This is a genomic window from Sporosarcina sp. P37, from assembly GCF_002109365.1.
GTDB lineage: Bacteria > Bacillota > Bacilli > Bacillales_A > Planococcaceae > Sporosarcina.
In genome coordinates, this window is record NZ_CP015349.1 from 1,864,935 (window position 1) to 1,882,500 (window position 17,566).

Genomic DNA, 17,566 nt, shown 5'->3' on the forward strand with positions numbered 1-17,566 from the left:
TCAAACAATTTGTTATGATTTTATCTAATAATCGAGTAAAGTAGACAGAAAGAAAAGAGGCGATTCTGAATGACCACAGTTTATGATTTTACCGTGCAAACGGCAGGCGGAGAAAATAAATCTCTAAAAGAATACGAAGGTAATCCAATGGTAATTGTCAATACTGCAAGTAAATGCGGTTTCACGAAACAATTTAAAGAGTTACAGGAACTATATGAAGAATATAAAGACCAGGGTCTAGTCATATTAGGCTTCCCTTCCGATAACTTCAATAACCAGGAATTTGACGATATTGATGAGACCGTCAGCTTCTGTCAGGTAAACTACGGTGTTACATTTCCTATGTTTGCGAAGGTTGATGTCAAGGGTGAGAGTGCAGAACCGCTTTTTACCTATTTATCAGAACAGCAAAAGGGAGTATTGACGGAAGGGATCAAATGGAACTTTACGAAGTTTTTAATTGATTCTGACGGTCAAGTAGTGGACCGCTTTGCACCGCAGACGAACCCTTTAAAAATGCAAAAGTCTATAGATAAACTTCTTCACGAATAATCCGAATAGTTAGTTTACAGATATCCGGCTTGACACGTATCATTGTCGCTGATAACCTTTTAATAATCTGAATTGACAATAGTAATTCTAGGAGGCAGAAAGTTAATGTGGGAATCAAAGTTTTCTCGTGAAGGTCTGACGTTCGATGATGTATTATTGGTGCCGGCTGCATCTGAAGTATTGCCGAAGGCTGTTTCGCTGTCTGTGAATTTGACGGACGATATCAAGTTGAACATTCCTATTATCAGTGCAGGGATGGACACAGTGACGGAATCAAAGATGGCAATCTCTATGGCTCGTCAGGGCGGAGTGGGAATTATCCATAAAAACATGAGTATTGAAGAGCAAGCTGAGCAAGTTATTACAGTAAAGCGCTCTGAAAATGGTGTTATTAAAAATCCATTTTTCCTAACGCCTGAGCATCAAGTATTTGATGCCGAACATTTAATGGGTAAATACCGCATTTCTGGTGTACCAATCGTTAATAACATGGAAGAGAAAAAGCTGGTTGGTATTTTAACAAACCGCGATCTTCGATTCATTCAGGATTATTCCATCGTCATTGATGAAGTCATGACAAAAGAGAACTTAGTGACAGCTCCTGTAGGGACTACACTAGAAGATGCAGAGAAGATGCTGCAGCAATATAAAATCGAGAAACTGCCGATTGTGGATGAGAATGGTATCCTAAACGGTTTGATTACAATTAAGGATATTGAGAAAGTAATTGAGTTCCCGCACGCAGCGAAAGATCAGGCAGGACGCCTATTGGTCGGTGCAGCTGTCGGAGTCACTGCAGACACGTCTACGCGCCTGGAGAAGCTAGTACAGGCTGAAGTCGACATTGTAGTAATCGACACCGCACACGGACATTCTAAGGGTGTTATTGACACAGTGAAAGAGATCCGGGCAAAGTACCCGCATCTTGCGATTGTTGCAGGAAACGTAGCTACAGCTGAAGCAGCAGAAGCACTGTATGAAGCAGGTGCTGACGTGGTGAAGGTTGGTATTGGACCAGGTTCCATTTGTACGACACGCGTTGTAGCGGGCGTGGGTGTACCGCAAATCACGGCTATTTACGAGTGTGCGACAGTTGCGCGTAAATACGGCAAGACCATCATTGCCGACGGCGGAATTAAGTACTCAGGTGATATTGTCAAAGCATTGGCTGCTGGCGGACATGCAGTTATGCTGGGAAGCTTACTGGCAGGTACTACGGAAAGTCCGGGCGAGTCTGAAATTTACCAGGGCCGCCGTTTTAAAGTATACCGCGGTATGGGGTCCGTTGCTGCAATGGAAAAAGGGTCAAAAGACCGTTACTTCCAAGAGGATGAGAAGAAGCTTGTACCGGAGGGCATCGAAGGCCGTATGCCGTACAAAGGGCCGCTGGCAGATACTATTCATCAGCTAATAGGCGGTATTCGCGCGGGAATGGGCTATTGCGGTTCCAAAGATTTGGAAGCTCACCGTGAAAATGCACAATTTATTCGCATGACGGGTGCAGGATTACTGGAAAGTCATCCGCATCAGGTACAAATAACAAAAGAGGCACCGAACTATTCAGTGCGCTAATAAATAAAAGACAGCGGAAATGCTTCCGCTGTCTTTTTCCGTCGGGATGGAGCAGGGGAATATGCCATAACTGCGGGTGAATGTCTGTTTTTTTTCGCTAAGCTTACCCGGCGGCGTTTGAATATGGTACACTAATTTTTGATATTGTGACTACGGGGGTAAGATGAGTGAAAAAAGTAACACGAAGATGGCTGGCAGCGCTGATGGTGCCAATGATGTTGTTAATGACGTTTGGAGTTCAGTCGCCTGCCGCAGCGGAAGAGGCTGATGAACCTTCATTGGAGCTCCGTGTAAACGGTGCAATTTTAATAGATGCGGATAGCGGGAAAGTATTATACGAGGAAAATGCGGATCAGCCGCTCGGCATTGCGAGTATGACGAAAATGCTGACAGAGTACTTGATGTTTGAAGCAATTGAAGATGGAACAATTACTTGGGATCAAAAGTATCACGTGACAGATTATACGTATAAAGTGTCCCAGGACCGCCGTTTAAGTAACGTCCCGCTGCGCCGTGACGGTTCCTACACCATTCGTGAATTATATGAAGCAGTAGCAATTTACTCAGCGAATGCCGCAACAATAGCGATTGCAGAGTCCATTGCTGGAACAGAAGAAGAGTTTGTCAGCTTGATGAATGAAAAAGCAGATGAACTTGGATTGACTGATTATAAATTCGTTAATTCAACGGGGCTGAATAACAGTGATTTACAGGGCATGCATCCAAGTAATACAGGCGGGAAAGATGAAAACGTCATGCCTGCACGCTCAGTTGCCAAATTGGCATATCATTTATTGAAAGAATATCCTGAAGTACTGGATACGACAAAAATCAGCAAAAAGACTTTCCGTGAAGGAACGAGTGACGCCATTGATATGATGAACTGGAATTTCATGCTGCCTGATCTGGCTTATGAATATCCTGGCATCGATGGTTTAAAGACAGGAACAACGGAATTTGCAGGGCATTGTTTCACGGGAACTGCAGTGCGTGATGGCAGACGGGTTATTGCCGTCGTAATGAATGCAGTGGATGAAAAAGGTGTAGGCTCTTATGAAGCACGTTTTGATGCTACACGGAAATTATTTGATTATGGATTCGATAAATTCTCTGAAACAGAATTATTGCCGGCAGGGCATCAGTTCAAGAAGCAGAAAACACTGAATGTCGTCAAAGGAAAAGAGAAAAAGGTGGCAATTGCCACAAATAATCCGATCAGCCTGCTGGTCCGCAATGATGAAGAAAAAGATTATAAAACTGAACTGGTACTCGATGATAAGCTAGTAAAGAACGGTCAGATTCAAGCACCTATTGAAAAAGGCACAGTTATTGGCCATGTAAAATTGGTGAAAAAAGACGGTTCAGATTACGACTTTATTGACGGAAAAACTGCCGGCGCAGAAGTAGTCGCGACGGAGGATGTGCAGAAGGCAGGCTGGTTCTCATTAACATTGGGCGCAATCGGCAATTTCTTCTCCAATGCATGGAAAAGTTCGACCGGTTTCGTAAAAGGTCTGTTTGAATAAATAAAAAAGCAGCGCACTAGTCAGGTGCGGCTGCTTTTTTTATATTCCACGCTTCAAGCAGTTTTGGAACTGCAATGTTGATCTCTTCTTCAGATAGTCCGCCAAAGCCGATCAGGAACGAAGGCGAAGAGGGTGCCGGCGTTACCCTGTATGTCTCGAGCCCGCGCACTTTAATCCCTGACTGCAGAGCTTCCCGAATCAGCTCCTTTTCCGTGGCTTCCGTATGCACATGCAGCAGCACATGCATGCCGGCTTCATCGCCGGAAAATGAAATAGCCGGTTCATATGACTTCAGCAAGGTTGTCAGTACATGCATTTTCCGCCGGTAAATCTTCCGCATACGATTTAAGTGACGGGAAAATTGTCCATCTGCCATGAAGCGTGCCAGAATATGCTGATCGATGCGCGGCACGGAGGAAGAATAGGGGATAAAGGCTTGCCGATAGGCGTCTAATAACAGCGGCGGGAGAACCATATAGGCAATCCGCATCGAAGGCATGAGTGATTTCGTAAACGTACTGAGATAAATAACGTTTTCCCCTTTATCCATACTTTGCAGGGAGGGGATGGGACGGCCGCGGTAACGGAATTCGCTGTCATAATCGTCTTCAATTATAAAAAATTCTGGATTCGTTGCTGCCCAGTTCAAAAGGGCAGTTCTGCGGGCAGCAGTCAGCACTGTACCGGTCGGAAACTGATGGGAAGGGGTAACATAGGCAATTGTCGCATTCGAGCGCTGAAGAGCCTTTACGTCAAGTCCGTCCTCATCGACAGCAACAGGAATCATCTGCCGGCTGTTCTCAGAAAAGACATGCCTCGTCATCAGGTAGCCGGGGTCTTCAATTGCATAGCATGCCTGTTCTCCTAATATGCGGATAATTAACGGCAGCAGCTGCTCTGTGCCGGACCCGACAATGATTTGATCAGGCGTGCAGTCGACTCCGCGTGAATGATACAGATAGCGTCTAATTTCTTGGCGCAGCTCAATATCACCATGCGGATCACCGAGCAGTAAAAGATGCGCGTGTGCAGTATCCATGATATCACGGGCATATTTCCTCCAGGCAGTGAAAGGAAAGTTCTCTGTATCAATAGAACCCGGTGAGAAATCATATTGCACAGGTGTTGCCGTGGGCGCAGAAGCAGGCATCTCTGACTTCACGGGCTGTACATAAGCCAGTTCTTCAATCGCCTGCACAAAGTAGCCTTTACGCGGTTCCGCCGCAATAAATCCTTCTGCGGTCAGCTGGTCATAAGCCATTTCAATCGTCGTCTGACTGACATTCAGAAACTCTTCAAGCCGCCGTTTGGAAGGAAGTTTCATGCCGACAGGAAATTTGCCGTCGATTATATCCTGTTTAATTTGATTATATATTTGCAGATAAAGCGGTGTATCTGAATGCTTTTGAAGCTCAATGAAAATCATATCCAAAGTATTTCCCTCCATCTGACCACGTCAATAATTATCAAACTGGCTATTTTCACATGGTCAAATTCCATTATACTGAAAATATAGAAAAGGGGGAAGAAAAATGAATTTCAATTATGGCGGCGTTATTATGGATGTAATCAATGCAGAACAGGCAAAGGTAGCGGAGGCGGCAGGAGCGATTGCAGTCATGGCTTTGGAGCGGGTGCCTTCGGATATACGGGCAGCGGGCGGTGTAGCGCGTATGGCAGACCCGCGAATTGTAGAAGAAGTGCAACAGGCAGTATCCATCCCCGTAATGGCGAAAGCTCGGATCGGACATATTTCAGAAGCGCGTGTGTTGGAAGCGCTGGGTGTTGATTATATTGACGAAAGTGAAGTACTGACACCTGCCGATGATGAGTTCCATTTGCTGAAGAGTGACTTTAAAGTGCCATTTGTCTGTGGTGCGAGAAACCTTGGTGAAGCAGCAAGACGTTTGGGTGAGGGAGCTAAAATGCTCCGTACGAAAGGGGAGCCGGGCACGGGCAATATTGTGGAAGCTGTGCGTCACTTGCGCATGATCAATGCACAGGTGAGTAAAGTGGTGCATATGAGCACGGATGAATTGATGACGGAAGCACGTGATCTGGGTGCACCGTATGAAATATTGCTTGCTATTAAAGAAGCGGGCCGTCTGCCGGTCGTAAACTACTCAGCCGGGGGCGTCGCAACGCCAGCAGATGCAGCATTAATGATGGAACTTGGAGCGGACGGAGTATTCGTCGGGTCAGGAATTTTCAAATCAGATAACCCTGAGGCATTTGCCCGTGCAATTGTACAGGCAACGGCTAACTATCAGGATTATCAGCTGATTGCGGAACTTTCAAAGAACATTGGTGTACCGATGAAAGGTCTGGAAATCTCGAAGCTCTCAGAAAGTGAATTAATGGCGACCCGCAGCTCGTGAATTAGTGCGGAACCAGTACCCGGATTTGTCTGGGGATTGGATAGAAATCGTATAATATTGCAGACCCGCTGTTAGCGCAGGGATGGATCAACTCTTGGTTCCCATCGGCCCGTCAAAGGTGCCGCCCGTGTGCGCTGCAGCGGTTTTTTTCGCGTTACGGCTGCCTCGTGTTTCTTTGTATATCCTGCAGAAAAACGCACCATGTCCCTTGTCAATAGTCAGAATTTGTAGTATGGTATAATTAATTTCACATACATCACGATGATAGGAAGCAGTAGCGACAGTGTTTTTTTTAGAGAGCCGGCGGATGGTGTAAGCCGGTAAAAACCGTTGTGAATCCGTCCTGGAGTAGCAGAACTGAAATCAGTAGGTTGTGCCGGTCAGTTGAGCCGATATCTCAAACAAGTGGGCTGGCAATCAGTCAATTTGGGTGGCAACGCGGGTAGTTCTCGTCCCTATTTTAGGGGATGGAGGGCTTTTTTTATTGCTTTTTATTATCAGTGAGGTAATTACAAGGAGGCGGATGGAATGCTGGACAGTAAAGTATTGCGCGCGAATTTTGAAGAGGTAAAAGAAAAACTCAGCAAGCGCGGGGAAGATCTGACAGACTTTGAGAAGTTCGGCGGGCTGGACGAGAAGCGCCGCGAAATATTATCAAAAGTAGAAGTGCTGAAAGCGGAGCGCAACGAAGTATCACAGCAAGTTGCGCAAATGAAGCGCAACAAAGAAAATGCAGATGAAGTCATCGCGCGAATGAAGACAGTCGGTGAAGAAATCAAAGCATATGACCAGGAGCTTGCGAAAGTTGAAGAGGAATTGAATTATGTTCTTATGCGCATCCCAAATATTCCGCACGACAGTGTGCCAGTAGGGGACAGTGAAGATGATAATGTGGAAGTGCGCACATGGGGTGAGCTGCCGAAATTTGATTTCGAGCCAAAACCGCACTGGGAAATTGGAACAGATCTGCAGTTGCTCGACTTTGAACGTGCAGCAAAAGTAACTGGCAGCCGTTTTGTATTTTACCGCGGACTGGGTGCCCGACTGGAACGTGCACTAATCAACTTCATGCTTGATCTTCATCAGGAAGAGCACGGCTATGAGGAAATGCTGCCGCCTTATTTGGTAAACCGTACGAGTCTGACGGGAACAGGGCAACTGCCAAAGTTTGAGGAAGATGCATTCTTGATTGAAGAAGAAGACTACTTTTTGATCCCGACATCTGAAGTGCCGGTGACGAACTTCTATCGTGATGAAATTTTGGACGGTGCAAAGTTACCGATTGCTTTCACAGCATACAGCACAAATTTCCGTTCTGAAGCAGGATCAGCAGGACGTGATACACGCGGCCTGATTCGCCAGCATCAGTTCAATAAAGTGGAACTTGTCCGTTTCGTGAAGCCGGAAGATTCTTATGACGAGTTAGAAAAACTGACGGGCCATGCAGAGCGCGTGCTGCAGTTATTAAAGTTGCCGTACCGTGCACTTAAGATGTGTACAGCAGATTTAGGATTCACGGCTGCTAAGAAGTATGACCTGGAAGTATGGATTCCTACGCAAAATGTCTATCGTGAAATCTCATCTTGCTCTAATTTTGAAGACTTCCAAGCACGCCGCGCACATATTCGTTTCCGCCGCGAGCCTGGAGCAAAGCCCGAGTATGTTCACACATTGAACGGCAGCGGTTTGGCTGTCGGACGCACAGTGGCGGCAATCTTGGAAAATTATCAGCAGGAAGACGGATCTGTCGTAATTCCTGAAGTGCTTCGTCCTTACATGGGCGGAAAAGAGAAAATCGAGGCGCCAAAATAAACATGAAAAGAAAAGAAGCCGGCCCTTACGAGTCTGACTCGAGGCGCTTGGCTTCTTTTTTTTCTGCTTTTCTTTTATCTCGAAGCAAACGGAAAAAGCGGGTTAAAAGTTGTCCGCACTCTTCTCCGAGTACGCCTTCAGTGACTTCACATTCATGATTGAATCTGGGGTCATTGAGGAGCTGGTAGAAAGTGTGGACACAGCCGCCTTTTGGATCACGTGCGCCGTAGACCACCCGGGGAATACGTGACTGCAAAATGGCGCCTGCACACATAGGGCAAGGTTCAAGTGTAACGTATAATACAGTGTCTTCTAAACGCCAGCTGCCTATCTTTTCACAGGCAATCTGGATAGCAGACAGCTCGGCATGCGTGACGGCATTTTGTGTGGTTTCACGCAAGTTATGCGCGGCTGCAATGACCTCTCCGTTATGCACAATAACTGCACCAATTGGCACTTCGGCGAGTGCAGCTGCTTTTTCAGCTTCTTCTATTGCCAACCGCATATAATACACATCGTCTTTCATCGGCTATTCACTCCCTGACATCAGTTTATCATGAGGTTTATCAAAATCAATCATTGAAATGTTCCACGTGAAACGTATGAATGAAAACTATGGAACTGTCTAATATTAATGTCATTCTGCACAGCCGAATATGCTAAAATAGGACATGCAACGAAAGGAAAGGGTGAGTGGTGAATGTTTGTCCCATTTATTGCAGTAGAAGGCCCCATTGGTGTAGGGAAGACTACATTGACCGCAGCAATTGCTGAAGCCTTTTCATTTAATCAGCTGCAAGAAATCAGTGGGGAGAACCCTTTTCTGGATCAGTTTTATCAAGATAAAGAAAAGTGGAGTTTCCAGACGGAAATGTTTTTTCTCTGTAATCGCTATGAGCAACTGAAACAAATTAATAAAGAGTATATTTCCAATGGATTTCCAGTCGTGGCGGATTACCATGTATTCAAAAACATGCTGTTTGCCCAGCGTACACTGGAATCGAATGATTTCGTGAAGTATAAAGAAATTTATCATATATTGACGAAAGATCTGCCGATGCCGAACATCGTTATTTCATTGTCCGCGACTTTGCCGACGCTGCTGCAGCGAATTGATGAGCGGGGAAGATCATATGAAGCTGATATGGACCGAGATTATTTACAGCAGCTGGCGGACGATTACCGTACGTATTTGCCGGAGTTTGAAAGGACATATCCTGACATTCCTGTCATTCATATAAATGGCGATGAGATGGACTATGTGCGAAACAAAGAAGATATGGATGAGATATTGCATAAAGTGGGCAAAGCAGTTGAGAAAGGTTTGAATTCAAATGAAGTCATATGATATTCCGTCAAATAGTGTATTTGCGGTAGCAGGAATGGTTGGGGCAGGTAAGTCAACCATGGCTCATGCGATTGCTGAGCGGCTTGGTTTTCAAGAGTCGCTGGAAAATGTTGCAGAGAATCCATACTTGGAAAGATTTTATGACGATTTTGAGCGCTGGAGCTTCCATCTGCAGATTTTCTTTTTAGCGGAACGTTTTAAAGAGCAAAAGCATATCTTCGAGAGTGGCGGCGGATTTGTACAAGACCGTTCTATTTACGAAGATGTAGGGATCTTCGCCAAGATGCATGCAGATAAGGGGACGATGGAAGCCGTCGATTTTGAAACGTATATGAGCCTGTACGATGCGATGGTTATGACGCCGTATTTTCCGCATCCGAATGCGCTGATTTATTTAGAAGGCCCGATGCAGAAGATTCTGGACCGCATTGAAGAACGCGGCAGGGATATGGAGCTGCAGACACCGCGCAGCTACTGGGAAGAGATGTATCGGCGGTATGAGCAATGGATTGATTCATTCACAGCATGTCCGGTTGTTCGCCTGAATATTACGGATTATGATTTATTAGCAAATGAAGACGATATCGAATTGGTTATTGAAAAAATTGCAAAGACAATAAAGAAAACGACATCCTAAACGTAAAGGATGTCGCTTCTCTGTTAATGCGCAGGGACTTCAGTAAAAAACTCTTGGTATAGTTCACGAAGAACAATGTTTTCATCTTTTTCCTGTATACCAAATACCAAACTGACTTCTGAAGATCCCTGATTAATCATTTCGATATTTGCACCTGTCCGGGCAATGGCGGATGCAGCACGTGCTGCAAGACCTCTTGCATGACGCATACCTTCACCGACTAATACAACCATTGAATAATCACGTTGGAAATGTACATCATCGGGATGCAATTCCTGTTCAATACGCTTTAGGATCCGTGCTTCTTTTTCAGGAGTCAGATGTTCATCACGAATGATGACTGACAGATTATCGATACCGGATGGCGTATGCTCATACGGGATTTCTTCTTCTTCGAGAATCTCCAGTAAATGACGGCCAAAACCAATTTCAAGATTCATCAGATATTTATCAACGAAAAGTGTGGAGAAACCATTGTCCGCTGCAATTCCTACAACAGGCTGCAAGTTATGGTCACGGTTCCGTACAATCATTGTGCCTGGCGCACTTGGATTATTCGTATTTTTGATGCAAACAGGGATCTTATGACGGAATGCCGGCACCAGTGCTTCCTCGTGGAACACGGAAAAGCCCGCATACGCCAGTTCCCGCATTTCCCGATATGTCATAGCGTCGATTGCACGCGGGTTTTCAATAACAGACGGATTTGCCGAAAAAACGGAATCCACGTCGGTGAAATTTTCGTAAAGTTCTGCATTCGTTGCAGCAGCTAGTAAAGCACCTGTGATATCGGAGCCCCCGCGGTTAAACGTACGCAATGTTCCGTCTTCCGTGTAGCCAAAGAAGCCCGGAAATACAATAATGCCCTTTTTATCGCGCAGTTTACAAAGCTTTTCATTACCTTCTGGAAGGGCACGCACACGTTCCGGACGCTGATTAACGAGTAACCCGCCGTCTCTCGGGTTCACGTACTCTGCTTCCACACCAATATGCTGAAAGTAAGCCGCAATCAATTTTGCATTATTATCTTCACCGGCAGCTTTTAAACTGTCTACGTATAGAACTTCATCTGATTGATCTTTGTTAAGACGTCTGATTACATCCTGTTCGATGACCTGAGCAATTTCTTCATCCAGGCCTAGTCCTTCGGCAATCTCTTTATAACGGCCGACAACTTTGTTCAAAGCTTCTGTTGTATCTTGACCGGCAAGTGAAGTGTCTGCCAAGTTAATCAGCAGATCCGTCACCTTAATGTCAGAAGAAGAACGTTTACCTGGCGCAGAGACAACAACGATTTTTCTCGATGGATCGGACATGACAATGTCGACCACTTTCCGAATTTGTTCGGCTGATGCGACGGACGTACCGCCAAATTTACAAACTTTCATAAAGTACCATATCCTATCTGTTTTGAGATTATCTATCTAAATTTAGAAGATTCGTGAAAACGGGTTGTTATTAAAGGCAGAATTCTCTATAATTGTCCTTATACAAAGAACGATTGTTTTTTCATAGTGTACATATAGTTAGGAGAATCGTCAAATGAAAAATGAAATTAGTATTGGTTTGCTGGGCTATGGAGTTGTAGGGAGCGGTGTGGCAACAATTTTGCACAACCACCAGGAAGACTTGCAGCACAAGCTGGGTGTTCCTGTGTCGATCAAGAAAGTAGTCGTTAAAAATCTTGATAAAAAACGTAATGGCGTGATACCTAAAGAAAAGTTCACTACATCACTCGATGAAGTGCTGAATGACCCTGAAATTGATCTGATTATAGAAGTAACAGGCGGTTCATCCGAAGCAATTCGCCGGTCATTGGAAGCAGGCAAGGGTGTGGTTACAGCAAATAAAGATGTAATGGCAGAATCGGGACCTGAATTATTGAAGTTAGCGGATGAAAACAAATGTGATCTATTATATGAAGCGAGTGTAGGCGGGGGTATCCCGCTGATCCGTACACTGGAAGATGGATTAGCAGCTGACCGGATTACTGCGCTGACAGGAATCGTTAATGGGACAACTAACTTCATTCTAACAAAGATGAAGCATGAAAATAAGACCTATGAAGACGCGTTGGCAGAAGCAACAGAGCTCGGATTTGCAGAGGCAGACCCGTCAGCAGACGTAGACGGCCTTGATGCAGCGCGCAAGATGGTAATTCTGGCTTCTCTGTCATTCTCTACAGAAGTGGATCTTGATGATGTGTTTGTCCGCGGCATGAAAGAAATTGCAGACGGTGATCTGCAGCTTGCTGAGCAGTTTGGCTATACAATTAAAATGACAGGTTCTGCGAAGAAAGACGAAGAAGGTATTGAGGTGGCGGTAGAACCGGTATTTGTTCCGAACTCGCATCCGCTTGCAACAGTCAATAATGAGTTCAACGCAGTATACGTATACAGTGATGCAGTAGGTGAGACGATGTTCTACGGACCGGGTGCAGGTTCACTTCCGACAGCCACTTCTGTAACAGGCGACGTGGTCGCGGCTTGCCGGAATATCTTGCTTGGCGTCAAGGGCAAGAGATTGCACGCACCGCAATTCGAGCGCAAAGTAAAAACAGACGAACAGAAGTATGCGCGCTATTTCCACCGCATTACAGTCCGCGATGAAGTGGGTGTACTGACGGAACTGACTTCTATCTACAGTCATCATAAAGCAAGTCTTGCGACAGTCGTGCAAGACTCTGACCGGCATGAAGAAGGTGCAGACTTAATTTTCATTACACATAAAATTTCACGTCAGCAGCATTTAGACATTTTAAAAGACTTAAAAGATACACCAGCGGTCATTGACATTACAAGTCATTACCGGGTGGAAGGAGAATAAGGAATTATGAGAAGATGGAATGGATTGATCGAAGAGTATAAAGAGTGGTTGCCGGTGACAGAAAATACACCCGCGTTAACATTGCAGGAAGGTAATACGCCGCTGATCCACTTAGAGAATTTATCGAAACAGTGGGGAATCAACCTATATGTGAAAACAGAAGGAACGAATCCAACGGGCTCATTTAAAGACCGCGGTATGGTAATGGCAGTTGCAAAGGCGAAGGAAGAAGGAAAGACAGCGCTGATTTGTGCATCAACAGGCAACACGTCTGCTGCAGCTGCAGCTTACGGGGCGCGTGCAGGCATGCGTACGATTGTTGTAATCCCGGAAGGCCGTATTGCACTTGGTAAACTGGCACAGGCCAAAATGTACGGTGCGGAGATTGTAGCAATTGAAGGCAACTTTGACGAAGCGCTTCGCATGGTGCGTGAAGTCGGGGAAGGGAAAATTGCACTGGTGAATTCCGTCAATCCATATCGTCTGGAAGGACAAAAGACGGTAGCGTTTGAGGCAATCGAACAGCTTGGCAGCGTACCGGATATCTTTGCTTTGCCGGTCGGTAATGCAGGGAATATTTCTGCGGCATGGAAAGGCTTCAAAGAGTATGCAGAGAAAAAAGGAACAGCTACGCCGAAATTACTCGGTGTGCAGGCAGACGGTGCAGCACCGATCGTTTATGATCGTGTGTTTGATGAGCCTGAAACTGTTGCAACGGCCATTCGTATCGGAAATCCGGCGAGCTGGCATTTAGCAACTCAGGCGCTTGAAGAATCAGGCGGAGATATCCTGTCCGCAACGGACGAAGAAATTCTGGAAGCGTATCAATTGCTTGCCGCAACAGACGGAATCTTCGCTGAACCTGCGTCTTGCGCAACAATTGCAGGAATCAAAAAGCGTCTCGACGCAGGATTGATTGAAAAAGGAACGACAATTGTCGGTATCCTGACTGGTAATGGGCTAAAAGATCCGGAAACAGCAATCAACGTCAATTCACATAAACCATTGATGACAAATGAACAGTTCAATAACTTCCTGAATGAATTGAAAGAGGGGAACGACTAATGTTAGAAGCCGGTTTTACAGTGACCGTGCCTGCCACAACGGCAAACCTCGGACCGGGCTTTGATCATTTAGGTCTTGCCCTTTCACTAACTATGTCGATAGAAGTTGCACCGGCTGATCAATGGTATGTTTTATATCAAGATAAGGAATATGCTGCACTTCCAACGGATGAAACAAACTTAATTGTACAGACCATCCAGCAGGTGGCGGCGCGGTATGATCAACAGGTTTCACCGCAAAAGCTGGCAGTGCGTTCGGATATACCGCTAGGAAAAGGTCTGGGCAGCAGCGCCACAGCTATTGCAGCGGGTATAGAAATTGCAAGTGAGCTGACAGGACTGCAATTGTCCCCGAAAGATAAACTGCGGATCGGCAGTGAGCTTGAAGGACATGCGGATAATGTAACGGCGGCATTGATTGGCGGTATGACAGTTTCATACTTTACCGAAGATGAAATGGAAGTATTGACTTTCCCTGCACCTCCAATCGGCATCGTTATTCTGGTTCCGCCAGTAGCTTTAAAAACAGAAGCTTCACGCGGCTTGCTTCCTGAACAGCTGGCACATAAAGATGCAGTGCGCGGAAGTGCGGCAGGAAGTGTCATGACTGCCGCAATTGCGCAAGCTGACTGGGTGACCGCCGGGCGAATGATGGAACGTGATTTGTATCACGAACCGTACAGAAAGGTCGGGTTTCCTAATTTCGATGAAATCCGCATTGCCTGCAAAGAGGCGGGTGCGTATGGCATGACAATCAGTGGAGCGGGACCGTCATTATTCATTGCTGTACCGCCTGAAACAGAACAGCAAGTGGCAGCATCACTAAATCAGCGCTTCCCGCATTACCAGGCGCTGGCTCTGCAGCCGGCAGAAACTGGAGCGTTCATAACAAAATAAAAACAGCGTCAGGACCAAACCGGCCCTGACGCTGTTTTTAGATAGGCAAAGAAATTTCGCCGTGGAATAACGGACACGTTTGCCTCAATTTTATGCAATAAAAAAACGTTACATCAAGTAACGTGTAATGTCTAAAATATGGCGGAGGAAGAGGGATTCGAACCCCCGCGGGCTTTAACACCCCTGTCGGTTTTCAAGACCGATCCCTTCAGCCGGGCTTGGGTATTCCTCCGTATTGGACAAGTAATACTTTACCACGTGTTTTATAAAGTGTCAACCACTTTCTTTAAACTTTTCTTTTCTGCGAAAAATAAAGCGCCAGTTATAAAAACCGGCAAGCGCGGCGGACTGCAGCAGAGCGGCAAACAGATAGTTAAATTCAGAACCGGAGAAAAGAATGACGAGCAGACCGAGTATAACAGCAGGCAACACGACAGCTGCATAGATTCGCACTTCAGGATTACGGAAACGCAGTTCAAATCGTTTGGAGTCATTCATACTGTTCACCTCGCTGAATTTTCAATTAGCATAGCATAAGACGGGTTTCCCAGCCAAATGATATTCAATGTATTTTGCTGCAAATAAAAGTAATTACAGAAGTCATTCCAAAAAGATGCGGGGTTTACCGTTGCATTCATTATTAACTATGGGTATAATAGAAAATGCCGTGCTAGGTGGGGAATTAGCGGTGCCCTGTAACTTGCAATCCGCTCTAGCAAGACTGAACTCCTTCTCGAGGCTGTCCGCATGTAGGGTCTGCCTTTTGCACGTAGTGTTGACGCCTGGGTCCTGCGCAATGGGAACCCATGAACCATGTCAGGTCCGGAAGGAAGCAGCATTAAGTGGACTCTCTCATGTGCCGCGGGGCAGCCTAGGCCGAGCCAACGACAAGAGTAACGCTTATGTGCGGCAGTCGAAGGAAGGTGCACGGCATTAATTTAACCATTCACTCGCCCATTTTACGATGGGCGAGTTTTTTCTGTCCCGGAAATAGTGTATACTTCGGAGTAGCACGTATATATTGAGAGGGAGCGATTTACAGTGTCCGAGAAAAAGATGAACGTAGAAAGTTTTAATTTGGATCACACGAAAGTGAAAGCACCTTATATTCGATTAGCGGGAACTTCAGAAGGACGAAATGGCGATAAGATTTCCAAGTATGATATTCGTTTCTGTCAGCCTAATAAAGATCATATGGATATGCCGGCACTTCATTCGCTGGAGCATATGATGGCGGAATTCAGCCGGAACCATTCAGATCAAATCGTCGATATCAGCCCAATGGGTTGCCAGACGGGTTATTATTTGGCTGTCATCAACCATGAAGACTATGATGATATCCTTTCTATAGTAGAGAAAACATTAAATGACGTCTTGGAAGCGACAGAAGTGCCGGCGTGCAACGAAGTGCAATGCGGCTGGGCAGCGAGTCACAGTCTCGAAGGCGCAAAAGAAATTGCGCGCACGATGCTGGATAAGAAGGACGAGTGGACAGAAGTATTTGCATAAGATATCCAAGCGATTAACAGTAAAAAAATCAGGTTTCATGATATAATAGAAGTATTATGCAACTGGAGAAAAGGGGGAAATGCAGTTGATTTATCAAGCACTATACCGCGCTTACAGACCGCAGGCTTTCGGTGAAATGTCTGGTCAGCAGGCGATTAAGCAAACCCTGCAAAATACCCTTCTCCATCAGAAGACGACGCATGCCTATCTGTTCTCAGGACCCCGAGGAACGGGAAAGACAAGTGCGGCGAAAATTTTTGCAAAAGCACTGAACTGTGAAAATGGTCCCGCCGCGGAGCCTTGTAATGAATGTGAAACGTGTAAAAGTATCACCGAAGGCTCCAATACGGATGTGACAGAGTTTGACGCGGCTTCCAACTCGCGTGTGGAAGAGATCAGAGACATTATCGAGCGTGTTCATGTGGCTCCTTCCAATGCGCGTTTCAAAGTTTATATCATTGATGAAGTGCATATGCTTTCCAATTCGGCATTTAACGCATTGCTGAAAACACTGGAAGAACCGCCTGCGCATGTTGTATTCATCCTGGCAACGACGGAACCGCATAAACTGCCTCTTACTATTATTTCCAGGTGCCAGCGATTTGATTTCAAACCGATTACGGCTTCTGAAATCATTACGCGTATGGAAAAGGTGCTTGCTGATATTGAAGTCAAAGCAGAGGCCGGTGCATTGCGTGCAATTGCGCAGGCTGCAACCGGCGGAATGCGGGATGCACTCAGCATGCTTGACCAGGCAGTCTCGTTTAGCGGAGATGAACTGACGACAGATGATGCACTGATGGTGACCGGAGCAATCGGTGAAGAAATCTTTTATCAGCTGGCACAAGCGATCCAGTCGAAAGACGCCGGGTCAGCATTATCTTTACTGCATCAATTAATTGCAGAGGGAAAAGATATCGGAAGACTGGCGGAAGATATGATAACATTTTTCCGCGACCTGCTGCTTTTGGGAACGGCCCCAGAACTGACAGACCTGCTGGAATTGATTTCTGACGGGGAGAAGTTTAAAGAGCTCGCTCAGGAGTTCCATCCGGATGAACTGTACAGGAACATCGATATACTTTCTAAAACACAGCAAGAAATGCGTTTCTCCAATCACGGGAAAGTATATATCGAATCGGCTTTATTAAAAATGATTCATTCAGAAGAACAGCGGCCGGTATCCGCCGCTGCGGCTGACCCGGAAATGGCGCAGAAACTGACGGTGCTGGAACAGACGGTCAGACAGCTTCAGCAGCAGCTTGCATCAGGAGCCGTACAGCAAACCGCGGCGGAAGCCCAAACACCTGCACGAAGAGCAGCGTCATCCGCTTCCAGGTCAGCGAAAGTGCCTACAGGCAAAATTGTGGAGGTACTGAAGGCGGCGACGAAGTCCGATATTCAAGTAATCCGTGAGCAGTGGGCAGGAATGATGCAAAGCTTGC

At 45.9% G+C, this 17,566-nt stretch carries 16 protein-coding genes, 1 tRNA gene, 1 other RNA gene and 1 other annotated feature (1 of these 19 running past the window's edge); of the genes, 13 read left to right on the forward strand and 5 right to left on the reverse strand.

Annotated elements, in window-relative coordinates:
* Positions 1-69 precede the first annotated feature (69 nt).
* From SporoP37_RS09650 to SporoP37_RS09660, 3 genes are all read left to right on the forward strand, one after another.
* On the forward strand, positions 70-552 hold the full coding sequence (locus SporoP37_RS09650; RefSeq protein WP_081243464.1) for a glutathione peroxidase: 483 nt from the start codon (positions 70-72) through the stop codon (positions 550-552).
* A 105-nt stretch (positions 553-657) separates the two neighbouring features.
* Positions 658-2,124 (forward strand): IMP dehydrogenase, encoded by a 1,467-nt coding sequence (gene guaB / locus SporoP37_RS09655; protein ID WP_081243465.1) that lies wholly within the window; start codon positions 658-660, stop codon positions 2,122-2,124.
* A gap of 167 nt (positions 2,125-2,291) precedes the next feature.
* A complete protein-coding gene (locus SporoP37_RS09660) occupies positions 2,292-3,650 on the forward strand; it encodes a D-alanyl-D-alanine carboxypeptidase family protein (RefSeq protein ID WP_085430823.1) in 1,359 nt (452 codons plus the stop codon).
* A gap of 16 nt (positions 3,651-3,666) precedes the next feature.
* Here the strand turns inward: SporoP37_RS09660 and pdxR are convergent, their stop codons facing one another.
* Complete coding sequence (gene pdxR / locus SporoP37_RS09665; RefSeq protein WP_085430824.1) at positions 3,667-5,082, reverse strand: MocR-like pyridoxine biosynthesis transcription factor PdxR; 1,416 nt, start codon at positions 5,080-5,082, stop codon at positions 3,667-3,669.
* A 100-nt stretch (positions 5,083-5,182) separates the two neighbouring features.
* Here pdxR and pdxS point away from each other — a divergent pair, with 100 nt between their 5' ends.
* Positions 5,183-6,028, forward strand: coding sequence for a pyridoxal 5'-phosphate synthase lyase subunit PdxS (pdxS, locus tag SporoP37_RS09670; protein WP_081243468.1), 846 nt, complete (start codon positions 5,183-5,185; stop codon positions 6,026-6,028).
* 252 nt (positions 6,029-6,280) lie between these two features.
* Positions 6,281-6,488 (forward strand) — a binding site (T-box leader).
* 68 nt (positions 6,489-6,556) lie between these two features.
* Entirely contained in the window at positions 6,557-7,840 is a 1,284-nt protein-coding gene (serS, locus tag SporoP37_RS09675) for a serine--tRNA ligase (protein WP_081243469.1), read from the forward strand.
* Between the two features lie 25 nt (positions 7,841-7,865).
* Here the strand turns inward: serS and tadA are convergent, their stop codons facing one another.
* On the reverse strand, positions 7,866-8,366 hold the full coding sequence (tadA, locus tag SporoP37_RS09680) for a tRNA adenosine(34) deaminase TadA (RefSeq protein ID WP_085430825.1): 501 nt from the start codon (positions 8,364-8,366) through the stop codon (positions 7,866-7,868).
* Between the two features lie 174 nt (positions 8,367-8,540).
* Here tadA and SporoP37_RS09685 point away from each other — a divergent pair, with 174 nt between their 5' ends.
* On the forward strand, positions 8,541-9,188 hold the full coding sequence (locus SporoP37_RS09685; protein WP_085430826.1) for a deoxynucleoside kinase: 648 nt from the start codon (positions 8,541-8,543) through the stop codon (positions 9,186-9,188).
* Positions 9,175-9,825 (forward strand): deoxynucleoside kinase, encoded by a 651-nt coding sequence (locus SporoP37_RS09690; RefSeq protein ID WP_085430827.1) that lies wholly within the window; start codon positions 9,175-9,177, stop codon positions 9,823-9,825. The genes SporoP37_RS09685 and SporoP37_RS09690 overlap by 14 nt, the downstream gene beginning before the upstream one ends.
* 23 nt (positions 9,826-9,848) lie before the next feature.
* Here the strand turns inward: SporoP37_RS09690 and SporoP37_RS09695 are convergent, their stop codons facing one another.
* Complete coding sequence (locus SporoP37_RS09695; protein ID WP_085430828.1) at positions 9,849-11,213, reverse strand: aspartate kinase; 1,365 nt, start codon at positions 11,211-11,213, stop codon at positions 9,849-9,851.
* A gap of 154 nt (positions 11,214-11,367) precedes the next feature.
* On the opposite strand from SporoP37_RS09695, the gene SporoP37_RS09700 reads away from it, so the two are divergent.
* From SporoP37_RS09700 to thrB, 3 genes are read left to right on the forward strand one after another with little or no spacing between them, the layout of a single operon-like run.
* Positions 11,368-12,651 carry a homoserine dehydrogenase gene (locus tag SporoP37_RS09700; RefSeq protein ID WP_081243474.1) on the forward strand — a complete coding sequence of 428 codons (1,284 nt, stop codon included), beginning with the start codon at positions 11,368-11,370 and terminating at the stop codon, positions 12,649-12,651.
* A gap of 6 nt (positions 12,652-12,657) precedes the next feature.
* Complete coding sequence (gene thrC / locus SporoP37_RS09705; RefSeq protein ID WP_081243475.1) at positions 12,658-13,716, forward strand: threonine synthase; 1,059 nt, start codon at positions 12,658-12,660, stop codon at positions 13,714-13,716.
* Complete coding sequence (gene thrB, locus SporoP37_RS09710; protein WP_081243476.1) at positions 13,716-14,612, forward strand: homoserine kinase; 897 nt, start codon at positions 13,716-13,718, stop codon at positions 14,610-14,612. The genes thrC and thrB overlap by 1 nt, the downstream gene beginning before the upstream one ends.
* A 139-nt stretch (positions 14,613-14,751) precedes the next feature.
* Here thrB and SporoP37_RS09715 read toward each other — a convergent pair.
* Positions 14,752-14,844 (reverse strand) — tRNA-Ser (locus SporoP37_RS09715).
* Positions 14,845-14,885: 41 nt separating this feature from the next.
* On the reverse strand, positions 14,886-15,110 hold the full coding sequence (locus SporoP37_RS09720; protein ID WP_085430829.1) for a hypothetical protein: 225 nt from the start codon (positions 15,108-15,110) through the stop codon (positions 14,886-14,888).
* 167 nt (positions 15,111-15,277) lie between these two features.
* On the opposite strand from SporoP37_RS09720, the gene ffs reads away from it, so the two are divergent.
* From ffs to dnaX, 3 genes are all read left to right on the forward strand, one after another.
* Positions 15,278-15,543: signal recognition particle sRNA large type (gene ffs, locus SporoP37_RS09725), an RNA gene on the forward strand.
* 125 nt (positions 15,544-15,668) lie between these two features.
* Positions 15,669-16,121 carry an S-ribosylhomocysteine lyase gene (locus SporoP37_RS09730; RefSeq protein WP_196796918.1) on the forward strand — a complete coding sequence of 151 codons (453 nt, stop codon included), beginning with the start codon at positions 15,669-15,671 and terminating at the stop codon, positions 16,119-16,121.
* Positions 16,122-16,200: 79 nt separating this feature from the next.
* A protein-coding gene (gene dnaX / locus SporoP37_RS09735) for a DNA polymerase III subunit gamma/tau (RefSeq protein WP_269466702.1) crosses the window boundary here: on the forward strand, positions 16,201-17,566 show its 5' portion. It continues 389 nt past the right edge of the window; 1,366 of the gene's 1,755 nt are visible here — the first part of the coding sequence; the start codon lies at positions 16,201-16,203; the stop codon falls past the right edge of the window.

Bases quoted from the DNA above. Each gene is read 5' to 3' on its own strand.
- SporoP37_RS09650 (WP_081243464.1), top strand. From the start codon at position 70: ATGACCACAGTTTATGATTTTACCGTGCAAACGGCAGGCGGAGAAAAT.
- guaB (WP_081243465.1), top strand. From the start codon at position 658: ATGTGGGAATCAAAGTTTTCTCGTGAAGGTCTGACGTTCGATGATGTA.
- pdxS (WP_081243468.1), top strand. From the start codon at position 5,183: ATGAATTTCAATTATGGCGGCGTTATTATGGATGTAATCAATGCAGAA.
- serS (WP_081243469.1), top strand. From the start codon at position 6,557: ATGCTGGACAGTAAAGTATTGCGCGCGAATTTTGAAGAGGTAAAAGAA.
- tadA (WP_085430825.1), bottom strand. From the start codon at position 8,366: ATGAAAGACGATGTGTATTATATGCGGTTGGCAATAGAAGAAGCTGAA.
- SporoP37_RS09685 (WP_085430826.1), top strand. From the start codon at position 8,541: ATGTTTGTCCCATTTATTGCAGTAGAAGGCCCCATTGGTGTAGGGAAG.
- SporoP37_RS09690 (WP_085430827.1), top strand. From the start codon at position 9,175: ATGAAGTCATATGATATTCCGTCAAATAGTGTATTTGCGGTAGCAGGA.
- SporoP37_RS09695 (WP_085430828.1), bottom strand. From the start codon at position 11,213: ATGAAAGTTTGTAAATTTGGCGGTACGTCCGTCGCATCAGCCGAACAA.
- SporoP37_RS09700 (WP_081243474.1), top strand. From the start codon at position 11,368: ATGAAAAATGAAATTAGTATTGGTTTGCTGGGCTATGGAGTTGTAGGG.
- thrC (WP_081243475.1), top strand. From the start codon at position 12,658: ATGAGAAGATGGAATGGATTGATCGAAGAGTATAAAGAGTGGTTGCCG.
- thrB (WP_081243476.1), top strand. From the start codon at position 13,716: ATGTTAGAAGCCGGTTTTACAGTGACCGTGCCTGCCACAACGGCAAAC.
- SporoP37_RS09720 (WP_085430829.1), bottom strand. From the start codon at position 15,110: ATGAATGACTCCAAACGATTTGAACTGCGTTTCCGTAATCCTGAAGTG.
- SporoP37_RS09730 (WP_196796918.1), top strand. From the start codon at position 15,669: ATGAACGTAGAAAGTTTTAATTTGGATCACACGAAAGTGAAAGCACCT.